Genomic DNA, 19,946 nt, shown 5'->3' with positions numbered 1-19,946 from the left:
GTCTAGACGAAAAAAAGACGCGGCCACGCTCACGCGTGCCACGCCACAAACGGGCTTCCCGGGATCTGCTCAATTTCCAAAGTCGCGAAACGCACAGTCGAACGGCCAATCCGATTGTACGGGAGATTGCAACACGATTTTCCGCCGATATCAAGGTTGGCGGACTGATGAGAACGCGACGTCGCGTCGCCGGCTGTTGCTGCAATTGCGAGGCTTGTGGTGCTGGAACCACAAATCCCTACAGGGAAGCCGCGGCACGGGCAATCCTCATTGACCGCGATCGGGAACTGCGGGCAAATCATCGCGGCAATATTGAAGCGAATTTGAGCGGCGGTGAAACGGGGCATCGATGCGCGGGGCATCTCAAGCCAGGCCGGATCGGCGAATGCGTAGTGGTGCGTCGGGCGCGATGCTGCTCATCGTCGCGCTCGGCACGGCCGCCGCGTCTTCGCCGTGCGTCGCGCAGGCCAGCCTGCCGAGCATCGCCGCCAGCCCGACGCCGACACCAACGCCGAGCCCACTGCCCAGCCCTGCGCCAGGCGCGATCAGTTCCGAACGTTCGGCCGGCCGAGCCGTGCTCGATCTCGGCTCGAGCTTCCTCGAACGGCTCGGGACTCAGGCCACGCAGGGCGTCACCCGGCTGCAGCGGAGCAATCCCGGGGGCGGCGGCGCGCCGGAGGCTTCGGAACAGCCTCGGTTCCGGACCTGGGGCGAGATGTATGGCGTCACCGTCCGTAGCGATGCGCAACGCGACTTCGTCGGCGACAAGAGGACGACTGGGGGCGGCGTCGCCGGTATCGGCATGCGCCTCGTGCCGGGCGTGAATGTCGGACTATCCGTCGACCAGAGCCGGACCTGGGTCGATGTGCCGCTGGCGCTGCAAGCGGCGACGCTCGATCTCACGCAGTTTGGCTTCAACGCCTCGGTCGACCAGGGACCCTGGACCTGGGCGATCGCGGTCGTCCATGGCGTCGGCGGGATCAGTGCGCGGCGCGACACCAGCCTCGGTGCGGCGACGTCGGTCTACGGCGCCCACATCACGGGCGTGCTGAGCGAGCTCGACTACTACTGGAGCATCGGGGAGAGCCGGATCGTTCCGAAGCTCGCCTTCGAATACACGCGCGCCACGACGGCGGCATTCCAGGAAGCGGGCGGGCTCGACCCGCTGTCGGTCAGCGGCACCTCGCTGGAGCGCGCCCGCGTTCTCGTCGGCGCCGAGTTCGGCCGCTACTTCATCGTCGACGGCAAGATCCTCGACGTCTCGGCCTATGGCAAGCTGGTCGACAATTTCAGTCAGAATCTCGGCGCGCTGACCGTCAGCCTCGGTCCGCAAAGCATCACGCTGCAGGGCCTTGGCGAGGGCCGCTACGGCGCCGACGCCGGCGCGGCACTGTCGCTATCCCTGAACCGAACGGCACGCCTCTATCTCAACTACGATGCAAAGCTTCGCTCGGTGCTGCAATCGCATCAGGGCACGCTCGGCGTCGAGCTCAAATGGTAGCCCGTCATACGGGTTTCGGCGCGACGTAGCCGTTGAAGCCGACGACATCCCGCGCGGGCGCCATCAGAGGCACGAGATTCAGCGGATGGATGAACTCGTCCCGGAAGCAGGCATGGACCTTCGGATCGAAGATGCGCTTCAACCAGTCGATGACGACCTTGTGCCGGTCGGAGTTGCGAAACTCCTTGTGATAGGTCAGCCACAGATCCATGTGGTAGTTGATGCCGAGATCGACAGGAACGAGCGGCGCCCCGAGCGCGACCGCCGATGTCGGCAGAAAGCCGATGCCGGCGCCGCGCTCGACCGCGTAGAGCACGGCAACGCTCGAATTGGTTGAGATGCCGACGATGCCTTCGAGGGACTCCAGGCCGAGGATGCGCGCATAGCCGGTCTCGTCGAGTTGCACGCCGTGCTGCTTGATGATGCGGTGGTTCTTGAGATCCGCCAGCGAAGTCGGCAGTCCATGCGCGTCGCGATAGGCTTCCGACACGAAGCCGTAGATGTGCAGACGGCCGAGCTTTGCAACGATCACGTCAGGGTTGGTCGGCCGTTCGAACTGGATCGAGATGTCGGCCTCCAGCCGCGACACGTCGGCCTGCTGCATCGCGCAGCTCAGATCGACGGTGATCCTGCGATAAGTCTTCTGGAAATCGATCAGTCGCGGCAGGATCCAGAAATTGCCAGGGCCTTCGGTCACGGCGACGCGCACCGACCCCTGCGTGTCGGTCGACAGCGAGGCACGCCGGAAGATGTTGAAGCTCAGCCGCTCCATCTGCTCGACGTCGAACAGCAACGATCGTCCCTCGTCGCTGAGCGACAGGCCGGATTGATCACGGATGAAGAGCTTGCATCCGAGCTCGTCCTCGAGCCGGTCGATCTTGCGCATCAGGGTTGTGCCGGTCAGTCCGAGCACATCCGCCGCGTTGCGGAAGCTGCGGTGACGCGTACAGAGCAGAAATGCTCTCAAATCCTCCCACGAGGGGTTAAGCGTTTCGTCAGACTTCCTGCGCTGCGTAGATGCAGCACCCCGATGCAAATGTTGCCGCATACACTCCAGCCCCGACAAGTATGATGACGTCATCAAAGCCAAGCTGGAAACATAGATGCAGAACCCCTACCGCGGAAGCACAGAATTCACGCCGCGACATCAGCTCGACGCGCTGCCGCGGACGGATCGGGTCGCGGCGCGGGCGGTCACGCTCGATCGGCTCGGTGAGCTCGCGGCGCTCGCACGCCGGGAAATACCGGGCGTTCGTGCCTCAGAACACGAGCTTGCGGAGTTCTTGCGGCACGATCCGGACTCGATCTTCGCGCTCTACCGCGGCAGGAACCTGCTCGGCGGCATCGCCTTCCTCTATCTCAACTGCTCAGGCCTCGATGCTTTGCTCCTGGATGAGTTCAATTTGAATGATCCGCCGCGCAGATTTCTGGCGCGGCCGGACGAAGACGTAGCCGCCATCTATGTCTGGGCGCTCGTCGCGCAAGGGCGGGGAGCGATCGGTCTCGGCAACGTCGCGCAGGCGCTGCAAGGCGCGAGATTTCGCGCCGCCGATTACTACGCGCAACCATCGAGTCCGGAAGGGCGCGCCTTTCTCGGCGCGCTCGGCTTCACGCCGGTGCCGAGCTTTCAGCCCGATCTCTGGTGGTATCAGCGGCCGTGGAACCGGATGCCCGAGATGATCGCGCCTTCGATCCAGTCGATGAAGGGTTTCGAACATGGGAGCATTGCGGATGCACAGCATTAGTTCGGCCAGGACAGCAAAGACGAATCCCCGCGCGATCACCGTGCGCATCGCGCGCGATCCGAATGACCTCATGCTCGTCACCGCGATCCGCTCCGCGGTCTACCTGACCGAGCAGGATTGTCCCATGGAGGAGGAGTTCGACGGCAACGATCTGGTTGCAGCCCACTTCCTCGGTTTCGTCGGCAAGGAGCCGGCTGGATGCGTTCGTGTGCGCTTCTTCGGCGACTTCGCCAAGGTCGAGCGGCTCGCGGTGCGCCATCAGTACCGGCGCTCGCGGCTGTCGTTCAAGCTGGTTCGCGAGGCGCTCGACTATTGCAGGCGCAAGGGCTTCAAGAAGGCCTATGGCCACGCGCAGGATCGTCTCGTCGATTTCTGGGCGCATTTCGGCGCCAAGCCGCTCGGCCATAATCGCAAGCTCACATTCTCCGATTTCTCCTACACGGAGATGGTGCTGGACCTCGAGCCGTGCGACGATGCGATCACGCTCGACAGCGATCCCTACATGATCATTCGTCCGGAAGGCGACTGGGATCGGCCGGGCGTGCTCGATCTCTCGGCTGGCCGGCCGGCATCCTCGCCCTTGCACGACTTCTCCGCAGCGAGACCATGATGCCGGGCCGAGATCTGTTCGGTGCCACCGAGGCGGATCCGCCTGTTCTCGTCTGCGCCGATCTGCAGTGCGAATATCTCGCCGAGGGACGCAGGCATCTGATCGCCGATGGCGACGTCGTCATGGCGCGCTGCCGGCAGTTGATCGCGCTCTGGCGTGACAACCTGTGGCCGGTCGTCCATCTCAAGCGGATCGCACAGGCAGCCTGGTTCAACCCGGCTTCCAACCTGACGAACTGGCTTCCGGACTTCAAGCCGACCCCGGGGGAGCTCGCGTTCGAGCATCCGCTGCCGTCCGCCTACAGTTCGGCCCGGTTCGCCGAGTACATGGCGAACATGCGCAGCATGCGCTGCGTGCTGCTCGGCTTCTCGCTGGACGAGACGATCCTCTCGACGGTGGTGGACGGCTTTCACCGCAGTCACCGCTATCAGGTGATCGGCGATGCCGTCGCCTGCCGGCAGGCCTGCGCCGGCGACGCCGCCTTGTACAAGTTGGTTGTAACCAAGGTGATCGGCAATTTTGCCGGTGTCCTCGACGGCGCCGAGCTTATCGGCGCTGGCGGCCGGCTCGCGGTGTGACCGCGGCGGCTATTGGCGGTATCATCCTGAGGCGAGTCGTTCGGCCAGATCGATAATCATACGACGATCGGCCGGATCACTGATCTTGTTGAACGCGACGACGAGGCGAAGGGCCTCGACGACGTGCAGGTCGACCGGATTCTCGCTGAGCAGCCGCAGCAGCTTCTGTTCCGGCGGTTCGCAATTGTCTTTGCTCACGCGGCAGCTCCAGGACCGAGACCACGACATGACCCGAGAGGAAGAGCTCAAAGAGCTGGCGAGCAGCCTCCGGGCAGCCATCGCGAAGGCGCGCCAGCTCAATCTGCCGACCAGCGTCTACATTCTCTCGATGGCTCTGGTTGAGGTGTCCCAGACAATCGAGGCGGAGTTGAGGGGGCAGACCAGCGCCGAATGATTGGCGAGATCATGGACACCCGTGCCGCCTGCTGCAATCAACTCGGCAGACTCGGGGAAGACGCGGCCGGCCATAGCCGCTGCGACGCCCATCAGGCCCGGTCGACCCGGACGACGCGGCCCTTCTCGATGGCGAGCGCGAGCTTGCCGTGCTTCAGCGCCAGCGCGGCCTCGCCGAACAGTTCGCGGCGCCAGCCCTGCAGCGCAGCGACGTCGGCATTGTCATCGCCGGCGATCTGCTCGAGATCATCGACGGTGGCGATGACCTTGCTCGCCACGGCGTGCCGTTCCGAGGTCATGCGCAGGAGGACCTTGAGCAGCTCGACGATCGCAGCGCCATTGGAGTTGTTGCGCGGCTTTTCCAGCTTGGGCAGGGCGGCGAGATCGCGCGCCAGTCCGCGCTGCACGGCGGCAACGATGTCGGAGCCCCATTTGGAGCGCTCGAAGCCCTTGGGCAGCGAGCGCAGATTGCCGAGCTTCTCGATCGTTGTCGGGGCATGGGTGGCGATGTCGCCGACGGCGTCGTCCTTCATCACGCGGCTGCGCGGCACGTCGCGGCTCTGCGCCTCCTGCTCGCGCCAGGCCGCGACCTCGATCAACACGGCCAATTCCTTCGGCTTGCGGACGCGGGTCTTCAGCCGCTCCCAGGCGCGCTCGGGGTGGAAGTCGTAGGTCTTCGGCGAGGTCAGGACCTCCATCTCCTCGCTGACCCAGTCGCTGCGTCCGCGCTTCTTCAGGTCGGCATCGAGCGCGGCGAACACGTCGCGGAGATGGGTGACGTCGGCCTCGGCGTAATGCGCCTGCTCCTTGGTCAGCGGCCGGCGCGACCAGTCGGTGAAGCGGTGGGTCTTGTCGGGGCGGTGGCCGGTGATGCGCTCGACCAGTTGGTCGTAGGCGATGCTGTCACCGTATCCCAGCACCATCGCAGCGACCTGGGTGTCGAAGATCGGGTGCGGCACGATGCCGGCGCGGTGCCAGATGATCTCGATGTCCTGGCGGGCGGCATGAAAGACCTTCAGGACCTTCTCGTTCGCCATCAGCTCGAAGAAGGCTTTGAGATCGATGCCCTCGGCCAGCGCATCGATCACCACGGCCTCGTCCGGGCTCGCCATCTGCACGACGCAGAGCAGGGGATAGTAGGTGGTTTCCCGGAGGAACTCGGTATCGACGGTGACGACCGGGTGGCGGGCGAGGCGGGCGCAGGCGGCTGCGAGGTCCGCGGTGGTGGTGATCAAGTCCATGAACGATCCATGACGAGGCTCTTACGCCGTCGTCCGAAAACGCTGACAAGTCAAGGGTGTCGGCAAAGGGTAAGGGACGAAATTCGTCTCCGCTTGTCGGCCCAATCCGCCCCGAACGCAAGCGCCAGTGTCTCGGCCGATCGCTCTATGGTTGATGATGGGCGGGCAGGGGGCCGGTCAGTGATGCCGGACGCGGCCCGCGGGCCGGCGCGCCGAGGGCACCGCGAGCACGATCAGGCACAAGGCGATCATCGCCAGACCCATGAATTCGAACACCAGCGCGTCCACGTCTCAGACCTCCCCGACTTGTTGGTTCAACTTGTCGGGGCTGCGTTGATCGTTTCTTAAGGACCCGGGCGCTGTCAGGGCGATGGTGGACGCGAGGTTAAGACTGCGTGTCAGGTGCCGCAGAACGTCTGCAACACCTGCTCCTCCGGCTGCGGCGGATCGGCATAATCAGCCCGGTCCGGCCGGTCGTCATAGGGCCGGGCCAGCACCGCATGCAGCTCCTCGAACGGCGCGTAGTCGTCGTTCTCGACCGCCGCCGTGATCACCGCCTCGATGCGGTGGTTGCGCGGGATGAAGGCCGGATTGACCTTGCGCATGGCCGCGCGCCGCTCGGCCGGGCTCTGCGGTTCCTCGGTCAGGCGCTGCTGCCAGCGCGCCGCCCATTCGTCGAACCCGGCGGGATCCTCGAACAGCGAACGGACCTCGCCGAGATCGCCGTTGCCGGCGGCGTCGCTGAGACGGCGGAACGTCAGCGTGAAGTCGGCCTTGGCCGCGGCCATCGCGTCGAACAGCGCCTGCGCCAGCGGCTGGTCGCCCTCGGCTCGCGTGAACAGGCCGAGCTTGCGCCGCAGTCCCGCCTGGTGGGCGTCGGTGAACTCCGCGGCGAAGCCGTCGAGTGCAGCCTCGGCTTCCTTGATCGCCTCGTCCTTGTCGTCCCCGAACAGCGGCAGCAGGCATTCGGCCAGCCGGGTCAGGTTCCACAGCGCGATGCGCGGCTGGTTGGCGAAGGCGTAGCGGCCGAACTCGTCGATCGAGGAAAACACCTGCTTGGGGTCGTAGGCGTCCATGAAGGCGCAGGGGCCGTAATCGATGGTCTCGCCGGACACCGAGGTGTTGTCGGTGTTCATAACGCCATGGATGAAGCCGACCAGCAGCCAGTCGGCGATCAGCTTGGCCTGGCGCGCGATCACGGCGTCGAGCAGGGCGTGGTAGGGCCGCTCGGTGCCGGCGATATCAGGATAGTGCCGGCTGATGACGTGGTCGGCGAGCCGGCGCACGGCGTCCACGTCCTGGCGGGCGGCGAAGTACTGGAACGTGCCGACCCGGATGTGGCTGGTGGCGACGCGGGTCAGCACCGCGCCGGGCAGGGCCGTGCCGCGATAGACCTGCTCGCCGGTGACGACCGCCGCCAGCGACCGGGTGGTCGGGATTCCCAGCGCCGCCATCGCCTCGCTGACGATGTATTCGCGCAAGACCGGCCCCAGCGCCGCGCGGCCATCGCCGCGGCGCGAAAATGGCGTCGGGCCGGAGCCCTTGAGTTGGATGTCGCGGCGGACGCCGTTGCGATCGACGACCTCGCCGAGCAGAACCGCCCGGCCGTCGCCGAGCTGCGGCACGAAATGCCCGAACTGGTGGCCGGCATAGGCCATCGCGATCGGCTCGGCACCCTCGGGCAAAGTCTTGCCGGCCAGGATCTCGGCGCCCTCCGGCGTCTCCAGCTCCGTCGGGTTGAGGCCGAGCTCCTCGGCCAGCGGCCGGTTCAGCTTGATCAGGCGGGGCGCCGCGACGGGGGTCGGCGCCACCCGGGCAAAGAAATTGTCCGGCAGCGCGGCGTAGGAATTCTGGAAGGGGAAATGCACGGTCATGGCTCCAAGATAGGCCCGCTGAGGCCGCTTTTCGAGCCCAAACGGCTGCCAGATGAGCGTTTCAGCGCCAGCTCAATTCGGCGGCAGCGCGGCCGGTTGCTCCGGTGCGCCGGGGAGGCGGCCTTTTCCGCAACGAGGCGGAAAAGGGGCCGCGCATGCGGTTGCCGCGCCGGGGCGGCTCGGCTAAACCCTGCGCGCATTCGGCAATGCGCCCTTGCGGCTGCGCCGATTCCCTTTTCCTCACGACGACCATTCAGGACGACCATGCATCGCTACCGGACCCACACCTGCGGCGCGCTCCGCGAGAGCAACATCGGAGAGACGGTCCGGCTGTCCGGCTGGTGCCATCGCATCCGCGACCATGGCGGCGTGCTGTTCGTCGATCTGCGCGACCATTACGGCATCACCCAGTGCGTCGTCGATCCGGACTCGCCGGCGTTCAGCCTCGCCGAGAAGCTGCGCTCGGAGTGGGTCGTGCGCATGGAGGGCAAGGTGCGCCGCCGCCCGGCCGGCGCCGACAACAAGAGCACCGACAATGACGATCTGCCGACCGGCAAGATCGAGCTCTACGTCTCCGACATCGAGGTGCTCGGCCCCGCGGACGAGCTGCCGCTGCCGGTGTTCGGCGAGCAGGACTACCCCGAGGACATCCGGCTGAAGTACCGTTTCCTCGATCTGCGCCGCGAGAAGCTGCACCAGAACATCATGACGCGCGGCGCGATCATCGATTCGATGCGCCGGCGCATGAAGGAGCAGGGCTTCTTCGAATTCCAGACCCCGATCCTGACCGCGTCCTCGCCCGAGGGCGCGCGCGACTTCCTGGTGCCGTCGCGCATCCATCCCGGCAAGTTCTACGCGCTGCCGCAGGCGCCGCAGCAGTACAAGCAGCTGCTGATGATGTCGGGCTTCGACCGCTACTTCCAGATCGCGCCGTGCTTCCGCGACGAGGACCCGCGCGCCGACCGCCTGCCCGGCGAGTTCTATCAGCTCGACATCGAGATGAGCTTCGTCGAGCAGGAGGACGTGTTTGCGGCGATGGAGCCGGTGATCACCGGCGTGTTCGAGGATTTCGCCAAGGGGAAGCCGGTCACCAAGGGCTGGCCGCGCATCCCGTTCGCCGAGGCCATCCGCAAGTACGGCTCCGACAAGCCCGACCTGCGCAACCCGATCGAGATGGCCGACGTGTCCGAGCACTTCCGTGGCTCCGGCTTCAAGGTGTTCGCGCGCATGCTCGAGGATCCCAAGAACCAGGTGTGGGCGATTCCCGCACCGGGTGGCGGCAGCCGCGCGTTCTGCGACCGGATGAACTCGTGGGCGCAGGGCGAGGGCCAGCCCGGCCTCGGCTACATCATGTGGCGCGAGGGCGGCGAGGGCGCGGGTCCCTTGGCGAACAACATCGGTCCGGAGCGCACCGCTGCGATCCGCAGCCAGATCGGCACCAAGGAAGGCGACGCCGCCTTCTTCGTCGCCGGCGATCCCGACAAGTTCTGGAAGTTCGCAGGCCTCGCCCGCAACAAGGTCTCCGACGAGCTGAACCTCGCCGACAAGGATCAGTTCAAGCTGGCCTGGATCGTCGACTTCCCGATGTACGAGTACAACGAGGACGACAAGAAGGTCGACTTCTCGCACAACCCGTTCTCGATGCCGCAGGGCGGCTTGGAGGCGCTGCAGACGCAGGATCCGCTGACCATCAAGGCGTTCCAGTACGACATCACCTGCAACGGCTACGAGATCGCCTCGGGCGGCATCCGCAACCACAAGCCGGCGGCGATGGTGAAGGCGTTCGAGATCGCGGGCTATGGCGAGCAGGAGGTGGTCGACCGCTTCGGCGGCATGTACCGCGCCTTCCAGTACGGTGCCCCGCCGCATGGCGGCATGGCCGCCGGTGTCGACCGCATCGTGATGCTGCTCTGTGGCACCACGAACCTGCGCGAGATCTCGCTGTTCCCGATGAACCAGCAGGCCATGGACCTGCTGATGGGTGCCCCGTCCGAGGCTTCGACCAAGCAGCTTCGCGAGCTGCACATCAGGACCAATCTGCCGAACAAGTAGTTCGGCAGGGCTCGATGTAGGGTGGGCAAAGCGGCCGCCGTCAAGCGGCGGCGTGCCCACCATCCATCGGCGCATCCGCCGCGAGATGGAGGGCACGGCGCTCCAGCAGATTGCCGTGAGGAGAGAGCAGGGCAGCGCCTTTGCCCACCGCACGGCAGTGTTCTCCCTTATGCCACCGAACGGCCCGGCGGCATCCGCGTCAGGACGTCGTCGCGGCGGACGGCGTGATGAAACAGTGCGGCGGCGACGTGCAGGGCCACCACGACCCACGCGATCCATTTGCCGACAAAATGGTGGATCGCATCGACCGGCGGCTCGAACGCCTCTCAGGCGATCCCCGAGCGCGTCTCGATCCAGCTGAACAGCGCAATCCGTCTCGGCTCGTCGTTATCGGCCCCGAGCTGCGGCATGTCGTCGCCGGTTAGGACGTCACGCCGGTGCAAGATGACCCAGCCTTGAAGGCGTCGCTCCGTATTTGATGTTCTCGCGTTAATGCTGGTTAACACTGCGAACAACTTCGTCCGGGCCTTCGATTGCGTCGAGGCGGCTCCGGATGCGCTCTCGCGCATCGCGCCGAGCTCTTCGAACGGCCACAGGATCGGGCCGTCGTGCCCCGCGGCAAAGTGTTGATTCTGAGAACTAATCGATGGCGCCGGCTGTTAGTTCGGCGCGTTGCGAGACCCAACGCAGAACGCGATCGAGCGGTGCGGCTCGCTATGAGTTCCAGGCGACAGCGATCAGTCGAATGGCGGTTGCGGTGTTATGCAACCTGTCCTTAATAGAAGCCTGTCTGACTCATGTAGTGAACATAGCCAACCAATCACAAGAAGACGGATAGTTCAAAATGACCGTTCGCTGGTGCGCGCTCCTTCTCGGAACCTGCTTCTTCGTCCCTGCCGCCTCTGCTGTTCCCATTTCCCCCGATGTCGTTCGTGATCTCGCCGCCCGCGTCGGTCCGGTCGTCGGTCAGGCCGCGACGTGCCGCGAGATCGCCCAGGGACGCGTCCAGACCATCATCGATCAATTCAGCGAAGTGATCCGCCAGGGCTCTTCGAACGGCGGCGAGCGCGATGGGCTCATCCGCACCTTCAATAGCTACATCGCCGAGGGCCGCGGCCGGGTCGCGTCCTCGCAGGTGAACTGTCAGACCGCAGAGCGCCAATTGGCAGAGCTGGAGCGGTCGCTCAGCCAGCAGCAGTCGGCGGCTCCCTCGCTGTCCTTCGCGCTGGCGCCCCCGACCGCGGCCGCGTCGACGCAGCCCACGGCCAACCTGCCGCCTCCGCTTCCGCACGGCGTCAGCGATACCGAGATCCGGTTCGGCACCGTCATCCCGTTCTCCGGAGTCCGCAAGGAGTCCGCGCGCCAGATGAAGCTCGGCATCGAGACCGCGTTCGCCCGCGCCAACGATGCCGGCGGCATCAACGGCCGCAAGCTGCGGCTGATCGCTGCCGACGATGGCTATGATCCGACGCGGACGCTCGGCGCCATGACGCAATTGTACGAGAAGGACCAGGTGTTCGGCTATATCGGCAACATGGGCACTGCGAACAACGCGGTGGCGATTCCCTACGCGCTGGAGCGCCGCGCGCTGTTCTTCGCGCCCTATAGCGGCTCCGCCGTCGTCCGCCGCGATCCGCCCGACCGCTACGTCTTCAACTATCGTGCGAGCTACGCCGAAGAGACCGCGGCGATCGTGCGCTACCTGATGAAGGTCAAGCGCATCCCGGCGAAGCAGATCGCCGTGTTCGCGCAGAACGACGCCTATGGCGACGACGGTGCCAACGGTGTCGCCAAGGCGTTCCGCGCGAACGGCATCAACGATCCGATCATCCGCTACGGTTTTCCGCGCGGCACGCTGGACGTCGACGAGGCCGTCGGCAAGCTGAAGGCGCAGACCAAGCCGCCGATCAAGGCCGTGATCATGATCGCGACCGACCGCGCGGCGGCGAAATTCATCGAGAAGACCCACGAGGCGGTTCCAGGGCTGATCTACGCCAACATCTCGGCGGTCGGATCGTCGTCGCTCGCGGCCGAGCTGAAGCTGCTCGGCGCGAAATACACCAACGGCGTCATCGTCACGCAGGGCGTTCCCTCGGTCGCAGGCTATTCGAGCCTGGTGCTCGACTACAAGACCGCGCTGGAGAAGTACTTCCCGGGCGAAGCGCCGGACTACACCTCGCTCGAGGGCTTCATCTCGGCAAGCATCCTGATCCAGGCGCTGAAGCAGACCACGCCGCTCGAGACCGAGCGGGTGGTCGATACGCTGGAGTCGATGCAGAGCATCGACCTCGGGCTCGGCAGCAAGCTCTCCTTCGGACGCGCCGAGCATCAGGCCTCTCACAAGATCTGGGGCACCGCGCTCGACGAGACCGGCACCTATCAGGCGATCGAGCTGGAATGAGGCGCGGAGCGGGGCGCGGCAAGACGGCCATCGCCGGGCCTTGCCGCGTCGCCCACGCTTCCCGCTGACTTCCGGTGCCGCTGCGATGAGTTCGGGCGGACGAGGCTGCGGCCTGCCGTCCTGAGCTCATGGTGAGGCGGAACAGTTGGCTGGATTTCGGGTTTGGATTGCATGCGCAACAACTGTGGGCGACTGCAATGTCCGTGCGAACACAGATTTCGGCGATGATCTTCATGATGGTTCAGGCTGTGCTGTTCGGCGCGGGAGTCCTGACCATTCTCCTCACACCCCTGAGCGACCACGCGATGATCGCGATGCCGGTCATGATCGCATCGAGCGTGGCGCTGGCCGCCATTCTCTCCTGGCAGATCGCACCGCGGCTACGTGCGAGATACTGGCGGCGGCGTGGAACCACCCACGACCTGATCTCGGGTTGACGCGGGACGCCGGGCTCCGGACGGCAGGTGCAACGCTGCTTTCGGACTGCTGTGCCTGGCCTTCGCCGCGGCCACGGCAACAAAGAACGGCTGCGGAATACTCAAACCGGCGTCGTTCCATCTCCCCGCCCACGATTTCACTCCGCCGCATAGGGCGACACAGCGGCGCCGCGACGTTCGTTGCGGCGCAATATCGAAAGCCGGCAATCCGTTAGAACCAACCCTGAGCCGCACGGTTAGAGAGCATTCTCATGGAGGATGAACCATGCGCGTTTCAGCAGCAGCGACCGTTCTGTTCCTGTCCTCTTGTTTCGTGTCCGCCGCAGCTCTGGCTGAGCAGGCCGACACCTCGCCTCCAACGGGCCAGTCCCAAGCCGTTCCTGTGCAGCCCGAACGCACGCCCCAGCAGGCTGACCAGGCCCGGGAGCGCGAACGGCAGAGCGCCGAAGAGACCAAGGTGAACCGCGATTGGACCACGCAACAGCGTGACGAAGATCGCATGGGCATGGATCGCATGCGCCAGCACCGCATGGGCCGCATGATGGACCAGGACATGGACCATCGCACCACGGGAAGGAATTCGCGCATGCAGCGCGACGACGACATGGATCGCCGTTCAAGCAGCTTCGACGAGGACCGGCCGTATCGCCGTATCAAGATCTGCTACGAGTACGAAAATGGCGACGAGTTCTGCCGCTACCGTGACTAGGTGAGGGCGGTTGCGACAGCATCGGCTGATGAGGCACCGACCGCACCGCTGCCCGCGGGCTTGCTTCCTGACAGCGAACGAGCTGCTGGTTTGCGTCAGCTTGCGCGGCGTGCAAACAGCAGCGCGCCGCCGAGGCCGCACATGACGGCGCCCGACGCCTGCCGCATCCGCGTCACGAGGCTCGGGCGCGTGACGAGACCGTGCCGTGCTCTGGCGGCCCAGAACGTCACGACCAGGTCGACGCTGGTGTTGAATGCGACCGAGATCAGCCCGAGCACGATGAACTGCGCGGCGACGTGGCCCGTGGGATCGACGAACTGCGGAATGAAGGCGAGGAAGAACGCCGCCGTCTTCGGGTTGAGCGCCTCGACGACGATGCCCTCGCGGAAGGCGCGCCGGCTGCCGGTCGTCGTCACCTCGGCCGGCCCTGCGACCCGCGCTTCACGCCAGGTCTTGATGCCCAGCCAGATCAGATAGAACGCGCCCGCGATCTTCAACACCGCAAACGCCTCAGCGCTCGCCATCACCAGCGCCGACAGCCCGACGGCACCGGCGGTCACGTGCACGAGCCCTCCGAGCCCAAGCCCGACGCTGGACGCCAGCCCCTCGCTCCGCCCGCCGGCCAGCGTGCGCGCGACGATGTAGAAGATCCCCGGCCCCGGCGTCAGCGCGACGATGAGTGCGGCGGTGAGAAACACGAGGAAGGTGGAGAGGTGGGGCATGACGTTCGTATTATCACCGCAGGCGGCCCTTTTCAGCAGAAGGCCGATGCGATCGATCATCCTTCGGTGCGAGTGGCGCGCGTAGCCGGCAATCAAGGCCGCGGTCGAGCGCCAAACACAACTGTCGTCCCGGCGAACGCCGGGACCCATACCGCGTGATCTGTCGAGGAACCTGACTGATAGTTGCCGACAGGGCCGAGACCAGCCCGACGGGCAATCCCCGCAATCCCGCCATGCGCAATCTGCCCGTCGTGTTAGTTTGACGCAATCATTCCGCTTGCGCCGTCGGGCAAATCACCGCCACATTTCCGGCCATCCCGCCTCGATGAAGAGGGACGGTTCGCGGTCGTCACGAGACGTGAGGCGGGGAGGCGGTGGCTGCAGTCTGTCGCAGCGCGCGTGGCGCGTGGACGAAAGGCAGGGTGCAGACGGTCAAGTCGTGTGGTCCTGACACCCCGATGCTGGTGTCAAGTTCGCGGCGGATGCCTTCCGGCATCGCGCGGATGACGGGGGCAAACAAGCCGGTCCCCGAGGAGAGCGCGAAGCAGCCGCAAAGCCCACCGCGCAGGGAATGCCGGATGACCGGCAGCACCTGTGGTACCTGCCGCCTGCATTTTTTTCGCAGGCGGGCCATGGGTTGCGGCCAGCACCCGGCATTCCCTGCGCCCTCTTCGTCGAACGAGGGCCGAACGACCGGAATAACTCGGGCGATCGCGCCGCGGGATTGAGGACGCGCGTGTAGGTAGGGGACCTGCCGTGTTCATCGATGGCGGAGCGAGAAGTCCCAGCGCGCAGCATCGGCGGTTACGAACACGCTCCCTCCGCGAGTCATTCCGGGGCGCGCGCAGCGCGAGCCCGGAATCCATCACCACGACCGTGCGACAAGGATCGAGATGCCTGCACCGTCGACCTCCTTCGCCAATCAATATTCGGGAGTATGGATTCCGGGCTCGCGCTGCGCGCGCCCCGGAATGACGGAGGAGAGGAGTGCGGACTCCTCTCTCTCTAGGTCAGGAAAGTCATCACGGCGCGGTCTGGGCCTCGATCTTGAACTGCGCCAGCGCGCTCGGCGGGTCAATGGCGATGAGCTGGGCGAGCTGCAGGGCTGGGACCTTGGCGCGCGGCGAGAGCTTCAGCGTGAAGGTCTGGCGCGGGATCTGGACGAAACGGCTGATGGCCTCGACGGCGCTGGCGACATCGATGTTGTCGGCGGCGACCTGGGCACCGATCGCCTTGATGCTGTCGACCAGCGCCTTGCGCGCGGCATCGCGCGTGATCGCATGACCGCGCGCGTAGTTGGCGACGAGCACGTCCACCGCGCCGAGATCGCGCAGGGTCAATTCCAGCCCGCTGGCCTCGATCTGCTCCGCTGCCGTCGTGGCCTGCTGCAGGTCGATGGTGAACACGTCGCGCGGCACCTGCGACAGCGAGACATTGGCCGAGGCTGCGATGAGGTTGCTGACCTCGAGCTTGAAGGGCTGGAGCGCGAACGCACCCGAGCTCTCGGTCCAGCCGAGGCCGAGATCGGCGTCGAACGCGGCGGTGTCGATGCCGGCGACGAGGAGCGGCAGCAGCGCCGGATTGGACGCATCCAGAGGTCCGGCCATCTTGGCCACCAGGTGCGCCTGGGTCGGGATGGGGCCGACGAACTGGCCCCAGTCGAGGCTGAAATTGTCGATCTGCACCGGCTTGGTGCTCGCCTTGTAGGAGGTCGTCAGCCCCTTCAGCTCGATGCCGCCGATCAGCTTGAACAGCGCCAGGGCTTCGGCCGCACCGGGCTTGGCGCCGGGCACGGCGAATTTGGCGGTCTGGCGCAGCATACCGCCCATGTCGAAGCGCTTGACCGCGAAGCGGCCGAGCTTGACCGGTCCGTTCGGGGTCCGTCCGTCGAAGCCCTCGAACGCGACGTCGCCCTTGCCGTCGTCGAGGTCGAACCGCGTCAGCGCGACCTTGACCGGGCCGTCGGGAGTCTCGACCGCCAGACCTCGGACCTCGACGTTCTTGAACAGGACGCCGTCATAGATGCTGGCCACCTTGTCGATGAGGTCGGGCGTCATGGCGCTCGTTCGCGGCGAGGTCGGCGTCAGGGCAGCGACCAGCGCGGGCAGCTGGATGCGCGACGGCCGCACGCCGAACTCGTCCATCGTCAGGGCGTCGATGTGCATGCGCATGCCGAGATCGGACGTGATCTCGTAGAGGCCCATCCCGGCGGAGCCGCTCAGGCGGATGGCACGATCGTCCTTGGCGGACTCGGTCGCGAACAGGGCGACGATGGCGTTGACGTCGATGTCCTTGGTCACGATGTCGAGCATGCGGCCGCGCACCGTCTCGACCTTGCCGTTCGGCGGCTGCGCCGCCGTGCTGAAGGTGACTTCCTGGATCTTGTAGTTGTCGATGCGGCCGCCCTTGATGCCGTCCACCACCAGCCCGGAATAGCCGAATTCGGTCGGCCCGACCGCGGCGCCGCCTTCCATCGTGCCGGTGACCCGCGGCACCGTGGCCGAGGTGGCGCTGACGGTGGCGAGCTGTTGAGCGAGGGCGCGGGTGGTCTCGAGCGCACCCGCCCCGGCCGGGATCGCCGCGAACCGCGCCGGGCCGGCGTAATCCTTCACCACCAGTTGCGGCAGCTTGTAGCTCAGGCGCAGCGGCGAGGGGCCGGGGATCTGGCCGGCCATGGCGATGTCGCCGATCTCGATGCTGGCAGCCGTGACATGCTCGGAATCAGGCTGGCTCAGGCCGGTCGCGGTGACGGTGCCAAGCGTGACGCTGGCCGGCGGCTGGGTCGCCGATTCCAGCTTGACGTCGGCGATTGTCAATTTGCGGCTCCACAGGTCGAAGGCGACCTTGCCATGGGTTGCCGTGGCGCCACTCTGCCGGATCTGGGCAAAGCTCGCCTCGACCTCGCGCTCGGCGCGGCTCTGGGCGTACCAGGGCACGCCGACGAGGCCAGCGACGGCCAGCGCGACAGCCGTGAGAATTCCGATCACGATACGGGTCATTTGATGTGCTCCGCCCAAGGCTTAGGCAGCAAGTGGTGATGGTCTCAATGAAATCGATGGAGTAGGGATGTGCTTCTGCGAATTGGGGAATCGCTGGCCCGGGATGCCGGCGAGCATGGTTTCGGATGTTGCATGAAAGCCGCCCAGCGTGCATCACATGCGCTTCCACCGGCCGGAAAAACCGACGTCTGACCGAGACTCAAGAGACCAAAAATCCGGGTCGGAAACGCTGGAGCACGTATGTCGTCGTCCTATTCTGAAGATCTTCGTTCCGCAGCCCTGGCCTATCACCGCCTGCCGCGGCCCGGCAAGCTGGAGATCCAGGCCTCCAAGCCGCTCGCCAATCAGCGCGACCTGGCGCTGGCCTATTCGCCGGGCGTCGCCGCTGCGTGCACCGAGATCGCCAACAACCCGGCCGAGGCGGCATCGCTGACCGCGCGGGCCAACCTGGTGGCCGTCGTCTCCAACGGGACCGCTGTGCTCGGCCTCGGCAATATTGGCCCCCTGGCCTCCAAGCCGGTGATGGAGGGCAAGGCGGTCCTGTTCAAGAAATTCGCCGGCATCGACGTATTCGACATCGAGATCGCGGCCGATACCATCGACCGGGTGGTCGAGACGGTCGCGGCGCTGGAGCCGACCTTCGGCGGCATCAACCTCGAGGACATCAAGGGACCGGAGTGCTTCGAGATCGAGGCGCGGCTCAAGGAGCGGATGAAGATCCCGGTCTTCCATGACGACCAGCACGGCACTGCAATCATCGTCGGCGCCGCGATCAAGAACGCGCTGTCGCTGTCCGGCAAGCAGCTCTCCGAGGTCAAGATCGTGACGTCGGGCGCAGGCGCCGCCGCGATCGCCTGCCTCAATCTGCTGGTGTCGATGGGCGCGCAGCGCAAGAACATCTGGGTCTGCGACATCGACGGCGTCGTCCATGAGGGCCGCAACACGCTGATGGATCCGTGGAAGGCGGTCTATGCGCAGAAGACCGACAAGCGGACGCTCGCCGATGTGATCGGTGGCGCGGACATCTTCCTCGGGCTATCCGCCGGCGGCGTGCTGAAGCCGGAGCTGCTCAAGCAGATGGCCGAGAAGCCGCTGATCATGGCGCTCGCCAATCCAAATCCGGAGATCATGCCGGAGGAGGCGCGCGCCGCACGGCCCGACGCGATGATCTGCACCGGGCGTTCGGACTTCCCGAACCAAGTCAACAACGTGCTGTGCTTCCCGTTCATCTTCCGCGGCGCGCTCGACGTCGGCGCCACCGCGATCAACGAGGCGATGAAGCAGGCCGCGGTCGATGCGATCGCGCAGCTCGCCCAGGATCCGCCCTCGGACGCGGTGAGCCGCGGCTTCGATAGCGGCGAGACGCAGGGCTTCGGCCCGGGGTCGCTGATCCCGTCGCCGTTCGATCCGCGCCTGATCCTGCGCATCGCGCCGGCGGTGGCGAAGGCGGCGATGGAGTCCGGCGTCGCGACGCGGCCGATCACCAATTTCGACGAGTACACCGCGCTGCTGGAGCGTTTCGCGTTCCGCTCCGGCCTGGTGATGAAGCCGGTGTTCGCCAAGGCAAAGACGCAGCCGGTCCGCGTGATCTATGCCGAGGGCGAGGACGAGCGCGTGCTGCGCGCCACCCAGGTGGTGCTGGAGGAGAAGCTGGCGCGGCCGATCCTGGTCGGTCGCCCCAGCGTTGTCGAGGCCCGCATCAAGCGCTTCGGCCTGTCGATCAAGGCCGGGCGTGATTTCGACCTCGTCAATCCCGAGGACGATCCGCGCTACCGTTCTTACGTGCAGAGCTACATCGAGATCGCCGGCCGCCGTGGTGTCACGCCGGATGCGGCGCGCACGGTGGTGCGCACCAACGCCACGGTCATCGCGGCGCTCGCCGTCGTCAGGGGCGAGGCGGACGCCATGATCTGCGGCGTCGAGGGCCGCTACATGAGCCATCTGCGTCATGTCCGCGAGATCATCGGCTTCATGCCGGGGGTCAGCGACTACGCGGCGCTGGCGCTCACCATCACCAGCAAGGGCGCCTATTTCATCGGCGACACCCAGGTGCGGCCGGATCCGACCGCTGAGGAGCTCGCCGAGATGGCCTCGCTGGCGGCCAACCACGTCACGCGCTTCAACATCAAGCCGAAGATCGCGTTCGTGTCGCACTCCGATTTCGGCGGCTACGACACGGAGTCGTCGCGCAAGATGCGGCAGGCGACGGCGCTGTTGAAGCAGCATCGTCCCGACCTCGAGGCCGACGGCGAGATGCAGGGTGACACCGCGCTGTCGGCGACCGCGCGCAAGGCGATCCTGCCGCATTCCAATCTCGAGGGCTCGGCCAACGTGCTGATCATGCCGAATCTCGATGCCGCCAACGTCGCCTATCAGATGATCAAGGTGCTGGCGGATGCGGTCCCGGTGGGGCCGATCCTGATCGGCCCTGCCAGGCCGGCGCATATCCTCACGCCATCGGTGACGGCGCGCGGCATTCTCAACATGACGGCGGTGGCCGCCGTCGAGGCCCAGGAGCGGGCAGGGAGGGCGCAGCCGACGCTGTTCGCGTGACGGTGCCGGCGTGATCGAAGTGTGGCGGAATTCGTCCGGTTTCGGTCGTATTCCGCCCGCCTTTATTGTTGAAAAGCGTTCGCGACGTCACATATCCGGCCCGGTGGGCCGGCGACACATCGTTTGAAGTT

19 protein-coding genes are annotated in these 19,946 nt (G+C 65.9%); 11 read left to right on the top strand and 8 right to left on the bottom strand.

The window, feature by feature from the left end; translation table 11 throughout:
- Positions 1–29 precede the first annotated feature (29 nt).
- The gene (locus QX010_RS17885; protein WP_316180888.1) at positions 30–347 is read right to left on the bottom strand and encodes a hypothetical protein; all 318 of its coding nucleotides are present in this window, start codon (positions 345–347) and stop codon (positions 30–32) included.
- A 38-nt stretch (positions 348–385) separates the two neighbouring features.
- Here QX010_RS17885 and QX010_RS17880 point away from each other — a divergent pair, with 38 nt between their 5' ends.
- Complete coding sequence (locus QX010_RS17880; RefSeq protein ID WP_316180886.1) at positions 386–1,501, top strand: autotransporter outer membrane beta-barrel domain-containing protein; 1,116 nt, start codon at positions 386–388, stop codon at positions 1,499–1,501.
- A 4-nt stretch (positions 1,502–1,505) separates the two neighbouring features.
- Here the strand turns inward: QX010_RS17880 and QX010_RS17875 are convergent, their stop codons facing one another.
- Positions 1,506–2,549: a LysR family transcriptional regulator gene (locus tag QX010_RS17875; RefSeq protein WP_316180884.1), complete on the bottom strand. Its 1,044-nt coding sequence runs from the start codon at positions 2,547–2,549 to the stop codon at positions 1,506–1,508.
- A gap of 55 nt (positions 2,550–2,604) precedes the next feature.
- Here QX010_RS17875 and QX010_RS17870 point away from each other — a divergent pair, with 55 nt between their 5' ends.
- The 3 genes from QX010_RS17870 to QX010_RS17860 are packed head-to-tail and all read left to right on the top strand — an operon-like array spanning position 2,605 to position 4,434.
- Positions 2,605–3,246 carry a hypothetical protein gene (locus QX010_RS17870; protein WP_316180882.1) on the top strand — a complete coding sequence of 214 codons (642 nt, stop codon included), beginning with the start codon at positions 2,605–2,607 and terminating at the stop codon, positions 3,244–3,246.
- Positions 3,233–3,856, top strand: coding sequence for a GNAT family N-acetyltransferase (locus tag QX010_RS17865; protein ID WP_316180880.1), 624 nt, complete (start codon positions 3,233–3,235; stop codon positions 3,854–3,856). The genes QX010_RS17870 and QX010_RS17865 overlap by 14 nt, the downstream gene beginning before the upstream one ends.
- Positions 3,853–4,434, top strand: a complete 582-nt coding sequence (locus tag QX010_RS17860) for an isochorismatase family protein (protein WP_315800263.1) — start codon at positions 3,853–3,855, stop codon at positions 4,432–4,434. The genes QX010_RS17865 and QX010_RS17860 overlap by 4 nt, the downstream gene beginning before the upstream one ends.
- Before the next feature lie 21 nt (positions 4,435–4,455).
- On the opposite strand, the gene QX010_RS17855 is transcribed toward QX010_RS17860, so the two are convergent.
- Positions 4,456–4,632: a hypothetical protein gene (locus QX010_RS17855; protein ID WP_315800262.1), complete on the bottom strand. Its 177-nt coding sequence runs from the start codon at positions 4,630–4,632 to the stop codon at positions 4,456–4,458.
- A gap of 28 nt (positions 4,633–4,660) precedes the next feature.
- On the opposite strand from QX010_RS17855, the gene QX010_RS17850 reads away from it, so the two are divergent.
- Positions 4,661–4,828, top strand: coding sequence for a hypothetical protein (locus QX010_RS17850; RefSeq protein WP_315800261.1), 168 nt, complete (start codon positions 4,661–4,663; stop codon positions 4,826–4,828).
- Between the two features lie 91 nt (positions 4,829–4,919).
- On the opposite strand, the gene rnd is transcribed toward QX010_RS17850, so the two are convergent.
- Together rnd and QX010_RS17840 are read right to left on the bottom strand one after the other, a co-directional pair.
- Positions 4,920–6,068, bottom strand: a complete 1,149-nt coding sequence (gene rnd, locus QX010_RS17845; RefSeq protein WP_315800260.1) for a ribonuclease D — start codon at positions 6,066–6,068, stop codon at positions 4,920–4,922.
- Between the two features lie 398 nt (positions 6,069–6,466).
- Positions 6,467–7,942 (bottom strand): protein adenylyltransferase SelO, encoded by a 1,476-nt coding sequence (locus QX010_RS17840; protein WP_316180877.1) that lies wholly within the window; start codon positions 7,940–7,942, stop codon positions 6,467–6,469.
- A gap of 264 nt (positions 7,943–8,206) precedes the next feature.
- Between QX010_RS17840 and aspS the strand changes: the two genes are divergently transcribed.
- Positions 8,207–9,994 (top strand): aspartate--tRNA ligase, encoded by a 1,788-nt coding sequence (gene aspS / locus QX010_RS17835; protein WP_316180876.1) that lies wholly within the window; start codon positions 8,207–8,209, stop codon positions 9,992–9,994.
- Positions 9,995–10,161: 167 nt separating this feature from the next.
- Here the strand turns inward: aspS and QX010_RS17830 are convergent, their stop codons facing one another.
- Complete coding sequence (locus QX010_RS17830) at positions 10,162–10,254, bottom strand: hypothetical protein (protein ID WP_316181021.1); 93 nt, start codon at positions 10,252–10,254, stop codon at positions 10,162–10,164.
- On the opposite strand from QX010_RS17830, the gene QX010_RS17825 reads away from it, so the two are divergent.
- From QX010_RS17825 to QX010_RS17810, 4 genes are all read left to right on the top strand, one after another.
- Positions 10,222–10,419, top strand: a complete 198-nt coding sequence (locus QX010_RS17825; protein WP_316181026.1) for a hypothetical protein — start codon at positions 10,222–10,224, stop codon at positions 10,417–10,419. The two genes, QX010_RS17830 and QX010_RS17825, sit on opposite strands and share 33 nt — an antisense overlap.
- A 419-nt stretch (positions 10,420–10,838) precedes the next feature.
- Positions 10,839–12,395 (top strand): ABC transporter substrate-binding protein, encoded by a 1,557-nt coding sequence (locus tag QX010_RS17820; RefSeq protein ID WP_316180874.1) that lies wholly within the window; start codon positions 10,839–10,841, stop codon positions 12,393–12,395.
- Positions 12,396–12,592: 197 nt separating this feature from the next.
- Entirely contained in the window at positions 12,593–12,832 is a 240-nt protein-coding gene (locus QX010_RS17815) for a hypothetical protein (RefSeq protein WP_315800256.1), read from the top strand.
- A gap of 265 nt (positions 12,833–13,097) precedes the next feature.
- A complete protein-coding gene (locus tag QX010_RS17810) occupies positions 13,098–13,541 on the top strand; it encodes a hypothetical protein (RefSeq protein WP_316180873.1) in 444 nt (147 codons plus the stop codon).
- A 95-nt stretch (positions 13,542–13,636) separates the two neighbouring features.
- Here QX010_RS17810 and QX010_RS17805 read toward each other — a convergent pair whose 3' ends face one another.
- Entirely contained in the window at positions 13,637–14,263 is a 627-nt protein-coding gene (locus QX010_RS17805; protein ID WP_316180872.1) for a LysE family translocator, read from the bottom strand.
- Positions 14,264–15,285: 1,022 nt separating this feature from the next.
- Positions 15,286–17,262 carry a hypothetical protein gene (locus tag QX010_RS17800; protein ID WP_316180870.1) on the bottom strand — a complete coding sequence of 659 codons (1,977 nt, stop codon included), beginning with the start codon at positions 17,260–17,262 and terminating at the stop codon, positions 15,286–15,288.
- A gap of 240 nt (positions 17,263–17,502) precedes the next feature.
- On the opposite strand from QX010_RS17800, the gene QX010_RS17795 reads away from it, so the two are divergent.
- Entirely contained in the window at positions 17,503–19,815 is a 2,313-nt protein-coding gene (locus QX010_RS17795; RefSeq protein WP_316180869.1) for an NADP-dependent malic enzyme, read from the top strand.
- Positions 19,816–19,946 lie beyond the last annotated feature (131 nt).

This window comes from Bradyrhizobium sp. SZCCHNRI1009, from assembly GCF_032487575.1.
Classification (GTDB): Bacteria; Pseudomonadota; Alphaproteobacteria; order Rhizobiales; family Xanthobacteraceae; genus Bradyrhizobium.
This window is presented reverse-complemented; position numbering and strand designations above follow the sequence as displayed.